This window comes from Bradyrhizobium sp. DN3, from assembly GCF_041357655.1.
In the GTDB taxonomy this organism is placed as follows: domain Bacteria; phylum Pseudomonadota; class Alphaproteobacteria; order Rhizobiales; family Xanthobacteraceae; genus Bradyrhizobium.
In genome coordinates this window covers 80,134-93,711 of record NZ_JAULLN010000030.1, presented here as the reverse complement: position 1 = coordinate 93,711, position 13,578 = coordinate 80,134, and the positions used below count along the sequence as shown (strand labels likewise).

Annotated in this window: 13 protein-coding genes; 12 read left to right on the top strand and 1 reads right to left on the bottom strand. The window is 64.5% G+C overall.

Translation table 11 applies throughout. The features are described 5' to 3' along the window. The first annotated feature begins 419 nt into the window (after window positions 1-419). From AAE027_RS33060 to fabZ, 11 genes are all read left to right on the top strand, one after another. Window positions 420-1,415 carry a 30S ribosomal protein S2 gene (locus AAE027_RS33060; RefSeq protein WP_370990084.1) on the top strand — a complete coding sequence of 332 codons (996 nt, stop codon included), beginning with the start codon at window positions 420-422 and terminating at the stop codon, window positions 1,413-1,415. 133 nt (window positions 1,416-1,548) lie between these two features. Further along, entirely contained in the window at window positions 1,549-2,472 is a 924-nt protein-coding gene (gene tsf, locus AAE027_RS33055; RefSeq protein WP_091885841.1) for a translation elongation factor Ts, read from the top strand. Window positions 2,473-2,533: 61 nt separating this feature from the next. Next, on the top strand, window positions 2,534-3,250 hold the full coding sequence (pyrH, locus tag AAE027_RS33050) for a UMP kinase (protein WP_370990083.1): 717 nt from the start codon (window positions 2,534-2,536) through the stop codon (window positions 3,248-3,250). A gap of 65 nt (window positions 3,251-3,315) precedes the next feature. Beyond that, window positions 3,316-3,879: a ribosome recycling factor gene (gene frr, locus AAE027_RS33045; RefSeq protein ID WP_091885834.1), complete on the top strand. Its 564-nt coding sequence runs from the start codon at window positions 3,316-3,318 to the stop codon at window positions 3,877-3,879. A gap of 12 nt (window positions 3,880-3,891) precedes the next feature. Further along, window positions 3,892-4,650, top strand: coding sequence for an isoprenyl transferase (locus tag AAE027_RS33040; RefSeq protein ID WP_370990082.1), 759 nt, complete (start codon window positions 3,892-3,894; stop codon window positions 4,648-4,650). Continuing rightward, complete coding sequence (locus tag AAE027_RS33035) at window positions 4,647-5,489, top strand: phosphatidate cytidylyltransferase (RefSeq protein ID WP_370990081.1); 843 nt, start codon at window positions 4,647-4,649, stop codon at window positions 5,487-5,489. Before AAE027_RS33040 ends, AAE027_RS33035 begins: the two co-directional genes overlap by 4 nt. 4 nt (window positions 5,490-5,493) lie before the next feature. Beyond that, a complete protein-coding gene (dxr, locus tag AAE027_RS33030) occupies window positions 5,494-6,717 on the top strand; it encodes a 1-deoxy-D-xylulose-5-phosphate reductoisomerase (protein WP_370990080.1) in 1,224 nt (407 codons plus the stop codon). A gap of 44 nt (window positions 6,718-6,761) precedes the next feature. Then, window positions 6,762-7,913 carry an RIP metalloprotease RseP gene (gene rseP / locus AAE027_RS33025; RefSeq protein WP_091885822.1) on the top strand — a complete coding sequence of 384 codons (1,152 nt, stop codon included), beginning with the start codon at window positions 6,762-6,764 and terminating at the stop codon, window positions 7,911-7,913. A 178-nt stretch (window positions 7,914-8,091) separates the two neighbouring features. Further along, complete coding sequence (bamA, locus tag AAE027_RS33020) at window positions 8,092-10,614, top strand: outer membrane protein assembly factor BamA (protein WP_370990079.1); 2,523 nt, start codon at window positions 8,092-8,094, stop codon at window positions 10,612-10,614. 125 nt (window positions 10,615-10,739) lie between these two features. Next, window positions 10,740-11,807, top strand: a complete 1,068-nt coding sequence (gene lpxD, locus AAE027_RS33015; protein WP_370990078.1) for a UDP-3-O-(3-hydroxymyristoyl)glucosamine N-acyltransferase — start codon at window positions 10,740-10,742, stop codon at window positions 11,805-11,807. Then, window positions 11,804-12,265 carry a 3-hydroxyacyl-ACP dehydratase FabZ gene (gene fabZ, locus AAE027_RS33010; protein WP_091885814.1) on the top strand — a complete coding sequence of 154 codons (462 nt, stop codon included), beginning with the start codon at window positions 11,804-11,806 and terminating at the stop codon, window positions 12,263-12,265. Before lpxD ends, fabZ begins: the two co-directional genes overlap by 4 nt. 6 nt (window positions 12,266-12,271) lie before the next feature. On the opposite strand, the gene AAE027_RS33005 is transcribed toward fabZ, so the two are convergent. Beyond that, a complete protein-coding gene (locus tag AAE027_RS33005) occupies window positions 12,272-12,604 on the bottom strand; it encodes a KTSC domain-containing protein (RefSeq protein WP_370990085.1) in 333 nt (110 codons plus the stop codon). A 177-nt stretch (window positions 12,605-12,781) separates the two neighbouring features. On the opposite strand from AAE027_RS33005, the gene lpxA reads away from it, so the two are divergent. Beyond that, entirely contained in the window at window positions 12,782-13,573 is a 792-nt protein-coding gene (lpxA, locus tag AAE027_RS33000; RefSeq protein ID WP_370990077.1) for an acyl-ACP--UDP-N-acetylglucosamine O-acyltransferase, read from the top strand. Window positions 13,574-13,578: the final 5 nt, after the last annotated feature.

Here is a 13,578-nt window from a genome sequence, read left to right as displayed (position 1 = left end):
GCGGCCGGCGCCGCCTCCGCCGGTCGCAAGGCCAGCGCCACCGCCGATGGCACGGCCCGCGCCGCCGGCGGCTCGGCCGGCACCACCGCCGCCGCCTCGGATGGCCGTCGCGCCTCCGCCACCGCCGCGCCCGGCAGCGCCTCCGCCACACCCCGCGGCTCCGCCGCCGGCGGCAAAGAAGTGCCCGCCGAACCAGCCGAAGTGCTAAAGCACGGCCCGATCTCTCTAAAGGGGCCTCTCGCGGGCGAAAACCCGCCCCCCGAAAGGCCCTTATTTCCTTGCTTCTCGCCGAAATGGCGCTATATAGCGCGCCATCTCACACGGAAACATGGCTCACAAGGCCGTCCGGTGGCAACCGGGGCGAGAACGCTCCGTTTTGCTCACACGTTTCCGGAGGAACCAACCGGAGAATTAGAACGATGGCGCTACCTGATTTCACCATGCGTCAGCTGCTCGAAGCTGGCGTGCACTTTGGTCACCAGTCTCACCGCTGGAATCCGAAAATGGCACCGTTCATTTTCGGCACCCGCAACAACATCCACATCGTCGACCTCGCCCAGACCGTGCCGATGCTGCACCAGGCCCTCCAGGCCGTCAGCGACACGGTTGCCAAGGGCGGCCGCATCCTGTTCGTCGGCACCAAGCGCCAGGCGCAGGACGGCGTTGCGGACGCGGCCAAGCGCTGCGCGCAGTATTTCGTCAATTCGCGCTGGCTCGGCGGCACGCTGACCAACTGGAAGACGATCTCGGCCTCGATCAAGCGCCTGCGTCACCTCGACGACGTGCTGTCGGGCGGCGAAGCCAATTCCTACACGAAGAAGGAGCGCCTGACGCTGCAGCGCGAGCGCGACAAGCTCGATCGTTCGCTCGGTGGCATCAAGGACATGGGCGGTCTGCCCGACCTGATCTTCGTGATCGACACCAACAAGGAAGACATCGCGATCCAGGAAGCCCAGCGGCTCAACATCCCGGTCGCGGCGATCGTCGACACCAATTCGGACCCCAAGGGCATCACCTATGTGGTGCCGGGCAATGACGACGCCGGCCGCGCGATTTCGCTGTACTGCGATCTCATTGCGCGTGCGGCAATCGACGGCATTTCGCGCGCGCAGGGCGATTCGGGCGTCGACATCGGCGCCTCGGCCCAGCCGCTCGCCGAAGAGCTGCCGGCGCCCTCGTCGAGCGGTTTCCAGGGCCTTGCAGGTCCCCGCGGCACCGCGGACGACCTCAAGAAGCTGCCGGGCGTGTCGGGTGCGATCGAGAAGAAGTTCAACGATCTCGGCATCTTCCACTACTGGCAGCTCGCCGAGCTCGACCACGACACCGCGCACACGATCGGCGAAGAAGTCGGTCTGCCGAGCCGCGCGGATGCCTGGGTGGCCAAGGCCAAGGCGCTGACCGCGGAAGCGGAATAGTCAAAAAGAGCGATGGGTTGGCCGGATAGGATCCGGCCACCATTTCAGTTGACGCGAATTCCTGAGATGGACCGCGGCGAGGCGCTTCGATGCCGCGCCGCGGCAAACCGGCAGGCACAAAGGATTTTCAACGATGGCAACGATCACAGCTGCGATGGTCAAGGACCTGCGCGAGTCGACCGGCGCGGGCATGATGGACTGCAAGGCCGCCCTGACCGAAAACGACGGCAACATGGAAGCCGCGCAGGACTGGCTGCGCAAGAAGGGCCTGTCGAAGGCCGCCAAGAAGTCGGGCCGCGTCGCGGCCGAGGGCCTGATTGGCGCGCTCACCAAGGGCACCAAGGGCGTCGTGGTCGAGGTCAACTCCGAGACCGATTTCGTGGCGCGCAACGGCCAGTTCCAGGGGCTGGTCAAGATGATCGCCCAGGTCGCGTTCGACGTCGGCGCCGATGTCGAGAAGATCAAGGCCGCCAAGGTCGGCGACGTCACGATCGAGACCGCGATCAATGACGCGATCGCCACCATCGGCGAGAACATGACGCTGCGCCGCGCTGCCCAGCTCGAAGTCAGCCAGGGCGTGGTGTCGAGCTATGTCCACGGGGCCGTCATCGACGGCGCCGGCAAGATGGGCGTGATCGTGGCGCTGGAATCGCCGGGCAAGGCCGACGAGCTCGCAACGCTCGGTCGCCAGATCGCGATGCATGTCGCCGCCACCAACCCGCTGGCGCTCGATCCGTCCGGCCTCGATCCGGCGGTCGTCAAGCGCGAGAAGGACGTGCTTGCCGACAAATACCGCCAGCAGGGCAAGCCCGAGAACGTGATCGAGAAGATCGTCGAGTCCGGCCTCAAGACCTACTACAAGGAAGTCTGCCTGCTCGAGCAGGCCTTCATCCACGACACCGGCAAGTCGGTGGCGCAGGCAGTGAAGGAGGCCGAGGGCAAGGTCGGCGGGCCCGTGAAGATCGCGGGCTTTGTGCGCTATGCTCTCGGTGAGGGAATCGAGAAGCAGGAAAGCGACTTCGCAGCCGAGGTCGCGGCGGCCAGCGGCAAGAAGTAAGCGCCGGAACACCTCCTTCCGGCGTGCCGCCGGAAGCGGCGCCCGGACAAGGAAAGTGCTCATGACTGATCCGGTCTATCGTCGCGTCGTGATCAAGCTGTCCGGCGAATATCTCGCGGGACAGCAGGGCTTTGGTATCGACCAGCCGACCGTGGACCGGGTTGCGGACGATCTGATTGCCGCCCGCAAGCTCGGCACCGAGGTCGCGGTCGTGATCGGCGGCGGCAATATCGTGCGTGGCGTCGAGGTGTCATCCCGCGGCGTATCGCGCCCGACCGGCGACACCATGGGCATGCTCGCCACCATGATGAACTGCCTCGCGCTGGAAGCGGCGATCGAGCGCAAGGGCACGCCGGCGCGCACGCTGTCGGCCTTCGTCATGCCGGAGATTTCCGAGCTGTTCACCCGCACCGCGGCGCACAAATACCTCGCCGAGGGCCGGATCGTGCTGCTCGGCGGCGGAACCGGCAATCCGTTCTTCACCACCGACACGACCGCGGTGTTGCGCGCCGCCGAGATCGGCGCCCAGGCGGTGCTGAAGGCGACCAATGTCGACGGCGTCTACTCGGCCGACCCGAAGAAGGATCCGACCGCCACGCGGTTCGACCGGCTGACGCATTCGCAGGCCATCGAGGGCGACTACAAGGTGATGGATGCCACCGCCTTCGCGCTTGCCCGCGAGACGTCGCTGCCTATCATTGTATTCTCGATCGCGCAGTCGGGTTCGATCGGTGCGATTCTGCGTGGTGCCGGCCACGGAACCATTGTCGCCGGCTGACGGCTCGTCGTCGCGCCCAAGAGAAGGGCGCGGAGCGGTCGCCGGGATTTTGAAGGAGAAACGTGATGGCCACGGGTAGTTTCGACCTCAACGAAGTGAAGCGCCGCATGCAGGGCGCCGTCCAGTCCCTCAAGCACGAGCTTGGCGGCCTGCGGACGGGGCGCGCCTCCGCCTCGATGCTCGATCCGGTGCAGGTCGACGCTTATGGCACTCACATGCCACTCAATCAGCTCGCCACCGTCAGCGTGCCGGAGCCGCGCCTGATCTCGGTGCAGGTCTGGGACAAGTCGATGGTCAAAGCCGTGGAGAAGGCGATCGTCGATTCCAATCTCGGCCTGTCGCCCGCGACCGAGGGCCAGGTGCTGCGCCTGCGTATTCCCGAGCTCAACGAGGAGCGCCGCAAGGAGCTGGTGAAGGTCGCGCACAAATACGCGGAGGCCGCCAAGGTCGCCGCGCGCCATGTCCGTCGCGACGGTCTCGACGTGCTCAAGAAGCTCGAGAAGAATCACGAGATGTCGGAGGACGACCAGAAGCGTCACGCCGACGAGGTGCAGAAGGCGACCGACGGCACGATCACCGAGATCGACCAGCTGCTGGCCGCCAAGGAAAAAGAAATCCTCACCGTTTAAGGCATCGCCTTCATGTCCAACGCCACCGCGCCCGCAACGGAAGGACCCGACCGGTCCGACGCGCCTGCGCATGTCGCCATCATCATGGATGGCAACGGGCGTTGGGCGGCTGCGCGCGGCTTGCCGCGTGCGGAAGGGCATCGCCGCGGCGTGGACGCGCTGCGCCGCGTGGTGCGCGCCTCGCACGAGCTCGGCATTCGCTATCTCACCATCTTCTCGTTCTCCTCGGAGAACTGGTCGCGCCCGGCGAGCGAGATCGGCGATCTCTTCGGCCTGCTGCGGCGCTTCATCCGCAACGATCTGGCGAGCCTGCATCGCGACGGCGTCAAGGTCCGCATCATCGGCGAGCGCGAAGGGCTCGAGAGCGACATCTGCGCGCTCCTCAACGAGGCGGAGGAACTGACGCGCGACAACACGCGCCTCACGCTCGTCGTCGCCTTCAACTACGGCTCGCGGCAGGAGATCGCGAAGGCCGCGCAGAAGCTCGCGCGCGAAGTCGCAGAGGGCAGGCGGGATCCCGCCACGATCGACGCCGAAACGCTTGGCGCGCATCTCGACGCACCCGACATTCCCGATCCCGATCTCATCATCCGCACCAGCGGCGAGCAGCGCCTGTCCAACTTCCTGATGTGGCAGGCCGCCTATAGCGAGCTCGTCTTCGTGCCGATCCACTGGCCCGATTTCGACAAGGCGGCGCTGGAAAGCGCGATCGCCGAATTTGCCAGGCGCGAGCGCCGTTTCGGCGGCTTGGTCGCGAAAACCGCCTCGTGAGCGAACCCGACGCCGCACCGGCGGGCTCTGCGCCTGCCCCGAGCAATCTCGTGCTGCGGATCCTCGCCGCGCTCGTGCTGGCGCCGCTCGCCATTGCGCTCGCCTACGCCGGCGGCTGGCTGTGGGCACTTCTTGTCACCCTGGTATCGATCGGATTGTTCGCGGAATGGCTGATGGTGGTGGGCGCGGGCTCGGTCGCGCTGACGGGGGCGGGGACCATCGTCATCGCCATCATGGGATTCTGCGTTGCCTTCGGCGCGCTCAAGACGGCTGTCATCGCCGGCTTCATCGGCGGTGCGATCGTGACGCTGATCGCGCGGGGCAAGTTCGTCTGGGCGGCTACCGGATTCGCCTATGCATCGGCGGCGCTGCTGGCCTCGATCCTGGTGCGGCAGGATCTCTTAAACGGGTTCGCCGCCCTGATGTTCGTGCTGCTCGTGGTGTGGGCGACCGATATCGGCGGCTATTTCGCCGGCCGCAGTATCGGTGGACCGAAACTGTGGCCGCGCGTGAGCCCGAAGAAGACCTGGGCGGGCGCTCTCGGCGGCTTTGTCGCAAGCCTCTTGGTTGCGGTAGGCTTCGCGGCTGGCGGGCTCGGAAAGATGGCGCCATTGCTGCTCGTCAGCGCCATCCTGTCGGTGGTATCGGCGTTGGGCGATCTGTTCGAATCCGCGGTGAAGCGGCGCTTCGGCGTCAAGGATTCCAGTCACTTAATTCCCGGCCATGGCGGACTTATGGACCGCCTGGACGGCTTTGTTGCCGCCATCCTGGCGGCATGGATTATCGGCTTTCTCCGCCATGGTGTGCATAGCGCCGGAAGCGGTCTTATGGTTTGGTGAGGATATGAGCGCGGTCCCATTGCGTAACAACAGGCTTGCTGCGTCTGCCGTCCGCAGCGTCACGGTACTCGGTGCCACCGGCTCGATCGGCGACAGCACGATGGATTTGCTGCGCGCCTCGCCCGAACGCTATCGCGTCGAGGCGCTGACGGCGAACGGCAATGTCGAAGCGCTGGCCAAGCTCGCGAAGGAATTCTCCGCGCGCTACGTCGCGATCGCCGACACCTCCAAGCTCGCCGAGCTGAAGGCCGCGTTGGCCGGGACCAGCACCGAATGCGGCGCCGGCGAAAGCGCGGTGATCGAGGCGGGTGCGCGTCCTGCCGATTGGGTGATGGCGGCCGTGAGCGGCGCCGCCGGACTGAAGCCGGCCCTGGCCGCGGTTGATCGCGGCGCGCATGTCGCGCTCGCCAACAAGGAATGCCTGGTCTGCGCCGGCGATTTCTTCATGCAGCGCGCGGCAAAAGCCGGCGCCTGCATCCTGCCGGCCGATTCCGAGCACAATGCTCTGTTCCAGGCGCTGAGCTCAGGCAATCGCGACGAGCTCGTCCGCGTCATCATCACGGCCTCGGGCGGCCCGTTCCGGACCTGGAAGCCTGCCGACATCGAGCAGGCCACGCTCGAGCAGGCCCTGAAGCATCCCAATTGGAGCATGGGCCAGAAGATCACGATCGATTCCGCCTCGATGATGAACAAGGGGCTCGAGGTGATCGAGGCGTCCTATCTGTTCGCGCTCGCGCCCGACGAGATCGACGTGCTCGTTCATCCGCAGTCGATCATCCACGGCATGGTCGAGTTTTCCGATTGCTCCGTCGTGGCCCAGCTCGGCGCGCCCGACATGCGGACGCCGATCGCGCATTGTCTCGGCTGGCCCGACCGTATCAAGGGTCCGGCGGCCAAGCTCGACCTGGCCAAGATCGGCCAGCTGACCTTCGAGGCGCCGGATTTCGAGCGGTTCCCGGGCCTGCGCCTGGCCTACGATTCGCTCCGGACCGGGAAGGGAGCGACCACCGTCTACAACGCTGCCAACGAGGTCGCGGTCGCCGCCTTCATCGCCGGCAAGATCCGGTTTGGTGCGATCGCGCGCCTGGTCGAGGCGACGCTGGACGACTGGATCCGCAGCGGGAACCAGGCTCCGATGACCTCGGCCGATGATGCAATCTCCGTTGACCATGTTGCGCGAAATAGAGCTGCCGCCCTATTGCCTCAAATTGCCTTAAAGGCATCCTAGATGGTTCGGGGCCAGGGCCTTGCGGCGCTGGATGAGGGAATTCGATGATCGACTTTTTTGTCCATAGTTTCAATACGTTGAGCCATGGGCTCCTCGGTTACGCGATCCCCTTCCTGTTCGTCTTGACCATCGTCGTGTTCTTCCACGAGCTCGGCCATTTCCTGGTCGCGCGCTGGGCGGGCGTTCGCGTTTTGACCTTTTCACTCGGTTTCGGGCCTGAGCTGGTCGGTTTCAACGACCGTCACGGGACCCGCTGGAAGATCTCCGCGATTCCGCTTGGCGGTTACGTCAAGTTTTTCGGCGACGAGAGCGAGGCCTCGACCCCGTCGGCCCAGACGCTCGCGGCCATGACGGCCGAGGAGCGCGCCGGCAGCTTCCACCACAAGAAGGTCGGCCCGCGCGCCGCCATCGTCGCCGCCGGACCGATCGCCAATTTCATCCTGGGCGCGCTGATCTTCGCCGCCATGGCGCTGTACTACGGCAAGCCGAGCACGATCGCGCGCGTGGACGGCGTCGTCGCCGACGGCGCTGCAGCGGCGGCCGGCTTCAAGATCGGGGACGTCGTCGTCCAGATCGACGGCAAGCCGATCGAGAGCTTTGCCGACATGCAGCGAATCGTTGCGATGAGCGCGGGTTCAGCGCTTGCGTTCCAGGTGAAGCGGGACGGTGCCATCGTGTCGCTGACTGCGACCCCCGCACTGCTCGAGCGCAAGGATCCCTTCGGCAACCGCCATCGCGTCGGCGTACTCGGTGTCGAGCATAAGTCGCAGGCCGGTGAGGCCTCGACCGCTCCGGTGGGCATCGGCGAAGCGCTCAAGATCGGCGTCGAGCAGGTCTGGTTCATCATCACCAGCACCTTCAAGTTCCTGGGCTCGTTGTTCGTCGGAAACGGCAATCCCAACGAGGTCAGCGGCGTCCTGGGAATCGCGAAGATGTCGGGGCAGGCGGCCAGCGCCGGATTCCAGTTCGTGATCAATTTGTGCGCGGTGCTGTCGGTGTCGATCGGCCTGTTGAACCTGTTCCCGATCCCGCTGCTCGATGGCGGTCACCTTATGTTCTATGCAGCGGAAGTGGTCCGCGGCCGGCCTCTGTCCGAACGGACTCAGGAGATGGGGTTCCGAATCGGGCTCGGTTTGGTGCTGATGTTGATGGTGTTTGCGACCTACAACGACATCCTTCGGATGGCGGCTTCCTGATAGGGGCTTTTTTGTGGCGTTGCTGTTGAGCAACGTCTTGGAATGAAATTGAAATTGCGGCGCGCTCGACCGTTTGCGGCGTCGGTGAAATTGGCTACAAGCGGCCTGAACTTGGGGAATCTTTCCAGATCGGCGTTGGGGTTGGGTCTGGTACGGAATGATAAGGGCGCGTTGCGCGATGAAGTTTGGACTGCGACTCCGGGGGGGCTTGCTCGCAACCCTGATCATGTTCGGCGCGCCGGTGGTTGCCCCGGTTGGGGCTGTTTTCGTGTCTTCGTCTGCGCTCGCTCAGACGGTCCAGTCGATTTCCGTCCAAGGAAATCGCCGTGTCGAGGTGGAGACGATCCGCTCCTATTTCAAGCCGGGCCCGGGCGGCCGCCTGGATCAAGGCGCCATCGACGACGGCCTCAAGGCATTGATCGAGACCGGCCTGTTCCAGGACGTCAGAATCAATCGCGGCCCCGGCGGCCAGATCATCGTCTCCGTGGTGGAAAACCCGGTGATCGGGCGCATCGCCTTCGAGGGCAACAAGAAGATCAAGGACGAGCAGCTCACCGCTGAAGTCCAGTCCAAGGCACGGGGCACCTTCTCCCGCGCCATGGTGCAGTCCGACACCTTGCGAATCGCCGAGATCTATCGCCGGTCCGGCCGCTATGACGTGCGCGTCACGCCTGAAATCATCGAGCAGCCGAACAACCGCGTCGACCTGATCTTCACGATCGAGGAGGGCGCCAAGACCGGCGTCAAGTCGATCGAGTTCGTCGGCAACAGTGCATTCTCGTCCTATCGTCTGCGCGACGTCATCAAGACACGCGAATCGAACCTGCTGAGCTTCCTCGCCAGCGGTGACATCTACGATCCCGATCGCGTCGAGGCCGACCGCGACCTGATCCGCCGCTTCTATCTCAAGCACGGCTTCGCCGACGTCCAGGTCGTGGCCGCGCTCACCGAATACGATCCGGAGAAGAAGGGCTTCAACGTCACCTTCAAGATCGAGGAAGGCGCGCAATATCGCGTCGGCGCGGTCGACTTCCGCTCCAGCATTCCGAATTTCGATCCCTCGTCGCTGCGCGGGTATTCGCGCGTCAGCGTCGGCTCGCTCTACAACGTCGAATCGGTCGAGAAGTCGGTCGAGGAGATGCAGATCGAGGCTTCGCGCCGCGGTTATGCCTTCGCCGTGGTTCGTCCCGGCGGCGATCGCAATTTCGAGGCCCATACCGTCTCCGTCGTGTTCAACGTCGACGAGGGCCCGCGCACCTATATCGAGCGCATCAACCTGCGCGGCAACACCCGCACGCGCGACTACGTGATCCGCCGCGAGTTCGACATCTCGGAAGGCGATGCCTACAACCGCGCGCTGGTCGACCGCGCCGAGCGGCGGCTGAAGAACCTCGACTACTTCAAGAGCGTTAAGATCACGACCGAACCCGGCTCGTCGAGCGACCGCGTGATCCTGATCGTCGATATGGAAGAGAAATCGACCGGCGACTTCTCGATCTCGGGCGGCTACTCCACGACCGACGGCGCGCTGGCTGAAGTCTCGATCTCCGAACGCAATCTGCTCGGCCGCGGCCTGTTCGCCAAGGCGTCGGTGACCTATGGCCAGTATGCGCGCGGTTACTCGCTGTCGTTCGTCGAGCCCTATCTGCTCGACTACCGCGTCGCGCTCGGCCTCGACCTCTATCAGCGCCAGCAGCTGGCCAACAGCTACATCTCCTACGGCACCAAGACGCTCGGCTTCTCGCCGCGCCTCGGCTTCTCCTTACGTGAAGACCTGGCGCTCCAGCTGCGCTACTCGATCTACCAGCAGGAAATCACGCTGCCGTTCTATCTGGCGAACTGTAACAACAATCTGGGAACGTCGGCCTTCAACCCGAGCCCGGCCTTCGCCGCCGTGAACGGCATCGACCTGAGCTCGACCAACGGCCTTGGCTGCTACAGCGACGGTGAAGCCTCGCTGCCGGTGCGCAAGGAGCTTGCCAACGGCAAGACCCTGACCTCGGCGCTCGGCTACACGCTGACCTACAACACGCTGGACAACAACAAGAACCCCACCGACGGTCTGCTCATCGACTTCCGGCAGGATTTCGCGGGCGTCGGCGGCGACGTCAGCTATCTGAAGACCGTTGCGGACGGAAAGTATTATGCTCCGCTGGTGTCTGACATCGTCGGCATCGTCCGTCTGCAGGGCGGTATTCTGACCAAGATCAACGATGATCTGCGGATGCTCGACCACTTCCAGATGGGCCCGAACCTCGTCCGCGGCTTCGCGCCGAACGGCATCGGCCCGCGCGACCTGAATCCGTTCGGTACGCAGGACGCGCTCGGCGGCACCAAGTATTGGGGCGCTTCGCTCGAATTGCAGATGCCGTTCTGGTTCCTGCCCAAGGAAGTGGGTCTGAAGGGCGCGGTCTATGCCGACGCCGGCGGTCTCTATGATTATAAGGGACCGACGAGTTGGACCGCTACCAACGAGGTCAATGTGCCGGGCTGTATCCCGTCGACCATCAATCCGACGAGCACCGGAACCTGTACCGGTCTCGTGTTTGACGACAGCAAGGTCGTCCGCACGTCGGTCGGTGTCGGTCTGATCTGGCAGTCGCCGTTCGGTCCGCTGCGCTTCGACTACGCGGTGCCGCTCACCAAGGGCAAGTACGACCGCGTGCAGGAGTTCCGGTTCGGCGGCGGTACCACGTTCTAATTCGACCAGCACGGCACGATCCGGATCACTGGAGCCGGTTTCCGAAAGGGATCGTGCCAATCCTGCAGATGAGGCATGATGCGGTCTGACCGCTTCATGCCGAAGCCGGACCGCGACGGGGTGGAATGGCGCAGCCGACCTTCTTCACAAAACCGCCTGCCTCAGCGTTGGCTGACATTGCCGCGCTGACCAAGGCGCAGCTGGTCGACCCCGAAAGGGGCGGCCGGATCATCGCGGGCCTTGCTTCACTCGACGAAGCCGGCCCGATGCATCTGGCGTTCTTCGACAACCTGAAATATGCCGATCAGCTCAAGGCGACCCGGGCTGGGGCCTGCCTCGTGAGCCCGCGCTTCGAGGCCGAGGTGCCCGCGCATGTGGCCGTGCTGCGGGTGGCGCAGCCGTTCCGTGCCTTCGTCAGGATCGCGCGGGAATGGCACGGAGACGCGCTCAGGCCGCAATCCTGGGTCGGCAATGACGGCATCGCGCCGTCCGCCATCATCGATCCCACGGCCCGGCTCGAGGATGGGGTGATCGTCGATCCCCTGGCCGTGATCGGCCCGGACGTCGAGATCGGCAGCGGCACCGTGATTGGCGTCGGAGCGGTGATCGGCCCCGGCGTCAAGATCGGCCGGGACTGCAATGTCGGTGCCCGCACGGCCATCCAGTGCTCCCTGATCGGCAACAACGTGCTGATCCATCCGGGCTGCTCGATCGGCCAGGACGGCTACGGCTTCATCTTCTTCGGCCCCGAGGGCCATCTAAAGGTGCCGCAGACCGGGCGGGTGCTGATCCAGAACGACGTCGAGGTCGGCGCCAACACCACGATCGACCGCGGCTCCTTGCGCGACACCGTGATCGGCGAGGGGACCAAAATCGACAATCAGGTCCAGATCGGCCACAATGTGACGATCGGGCGGCACTGCCTGCTGGCGGCCCAGATCGGTCTCGCCGGCAGCCTGACCATCGGCGACAACGTGGCGCTGGGAGCGAAGGTTGGCATCAACAACCACCTCAAGATCGGCGACGGAGCTCAGGTGACCGCCATGAGTGCCGTCAAGGACGACATCCCGCCGGGCGGACGCTGGGGCGGGCATTTCGCCAAGCCGACCAAACAGTGGTTCAAGGAGATCATCGCGGTGGAGCGCCTGGTGCGCGACAGCAAGGCCGATGCGAAGGACGAGGGACGGGAATGACGGTGGAATCACCTGTTAAGTTCGAACTGGTGGATATCAACGCGATCCTCCAGACCCTGCCGCACCGCTTTCCGATGCTCCTGATCGACCGCGTGATCAACATCCGCGCCGATTACAGCGGCATCGGCATCAAGAACGTCACCTTCAACGAGCCGGCCTTCCAAGGGCACTTTCCCGAGCGCCCGGTCTATCCCGGCGTGATGATGATCGAGGCGATGGCGCAGACCGCGGGCGTGATCGGCATCAAGTCGGTCGAGGGCACCGAGAAGCCGCGCGCGGTCTATTTCCTGACCATCGACAAGTGCAAGTTCCGCAAGCCCGTGCTGCCCGGCGATACCATCGAGTATCACATGCGTTCGCTCGGCCGCCGCAAGGCCATGTGGTGGTTTCACGGCGATGCCAAGGTCAATGGGCAGATCGTTGCGGAAGCCGACGTCGGCGCCATGCTGACGGACTGAGCGGGATTAATCCTTGGCCGGCTCGTGTGTCCGGCACGCGTAGCTCCCGGTGGTCGCCTCGGGCTTGATATTTTGGTTGAAGAACTGCCCCATGGAGGGCGCGCCGAGGAGATGCTCGACCGTATCGGGCGTCACGCCGCAATAGCGGTCATAGGCGCCGTTGTTCGCGACAACCAGATTCTGCTGCGCGCGATCGTAACAGACCCGCTGAAGCACCGTGCTGCGGGTGATGTCCCGGCATTCAAATGTCCCGAGATCGACGAGGCGGCGTTCGCCGGTCTCGGACACGATCGGAGCCGTCGCGAGCTGGGCGAGCAGAAGTGCCAGGGTCCTGACCACGATCACCTCAAGCTTCACATGAACCCGTTGATGGGCCGGGAAGGCCGCCTCATCCGACACATGAAACACGCCGAGATGATACGTCACTGGACAGATCGGGCATAGTCGCGCTAACCAGCCGAAAACCAAGCGACTTCAATACATAACGAGACCTTCTTGACGAGTAAGATTGGCTTGATGAGCAAGATTGATCCCACCGCACGGGTCGCGGACGGCGCCGTGATCGGCGCGGGCACCGAGATCGGCCCCTATTGCATCATCGGCCCGAACGTCGTGATCGGCGCGAACTGCAAGCTGATCGGACATGTCACCGTCATCGGCCATACCTCGCTCGGCGATGGCTGCGTGATCTCGCCGTTCGCAGTGCTGGGCGGTGCCCCGCAGGATCTCAGCTACAAGGGCGAGCCGACGAAACTCGAGATCGGTTCCGGCTGCACCATCCGGGAAGGCGCGACGATGAATGTCGGCACAATCAAGGGTGGAGGGCTGACGCGCGTCGGCAATGGCGGCTATTTCATGAACAATAGCCATGTCGGCCATGACTGCATGGTTGGCGACAACGTGATCTTCGCGACCTCGGCGACGCTCGGCGGCCATTGCGAGATCGGCGACGCCGTGTACGTCGGCGGCCTGTCGGCTGTGCACCAGTTCACGCGCGTCGGCCCCTATGTCATGGTCGGCGGCGTGTGCGGCGTCCGCGACGACGTCATCCCGTACGGGCTCGTCAATGGCCAATATGCGGTGCTGGAAAGCCTCAATCTGATCGGCATGAAGCGGCGCAAGTTCACCAAGCAGCGGCTTGCGACCGTGCGCGGGTTCTACCAAAAACTGTTCCATGGTCCCGGCACTTTCGCCGAGCGGCTGGAGGCGGTGCGGCCGCTCGCGGGCGAAGACCCTGCGATCGCCGAGATCCTCGACTTCATCGGCAAGGGCAAGCGCCCGCTCTGTCTTCCCGCCATCGCGAAGTGATCCTG

Bases quoted from the DNA above. Each gene is read 5' to 3' on its own strand.
- AAE027_RS33060 (WP_370990084.1), top strand. From the start codon at position 420: ATGGCGCTACCTGATTTCACCATGCGTCAGCTGCTCGAAGCTGGCGTG.
- tsf (WP_091885841.1), top strand. From the start codon at position 1,549: ATGGCAACGATCACAGCTGCGATGGTCAAGGACCTGCGCGAGTCGACC.
- pyrH (WP_370990083.1), top strand. From the start codon at position 2,534: ATGACTGATCCGGTCTATCGTCGCGTCGTGATCAAGCTGTCCGGCGAA.
- frr (WP_091885834.1), top strand. From the start codon at position 3,316: ATGGCCACGGGTAGTTTCGACCTCAACGAAGTGAAGCGCCGCATGCAG.
- AAE027_RS33040 (WP_370990082.1), top strand. From the start codon at position 3,892: ATGTCCAACGCCACCGCGCCCGCAACGGAAGGACCCGACCGGTCCGAC.
- dxr (WP_370990080.1), top strand. From the start codon at position 5,494: ATGAGCGCGGTCCCATTGCGTAACAACAGGCTTGCTGCGTCTGCCGTC.
- rseP (WP_091885822.1), top strand. From the start codon at position 6,762: ATGATCGACTTTTTTGTCCATAGTTTCAATACGTTGAGCCATGGGCTC.
- bamA (WP_370990079.1), top strand. From the start codon at position 8,092: ATGAAGTTTGGACTGCGACTCCGGGGGGGCTTGCTCGCAACCCTGATC.
- lpxD (WP_370990078.1), top strand. From the start codon at position 10,740: ATGGCGCAGCCGACCTTCTTCACAAAACCGCCTGCCTCAGCGTTGGCT.
- fabZ (WP_091885814.1), top strand. From the start codon at position 11,804: ATGACGGTGGAATCACCTGTTAAGTTCGAACTGGTGGATATCAACGCG.
- lpxA (WP_370990077.1), top strand. From the start codon at position 12,782: ATGAGCAAGATTGATCCCACCGCACGGGTCGCGGACGGCGCCGTGATC.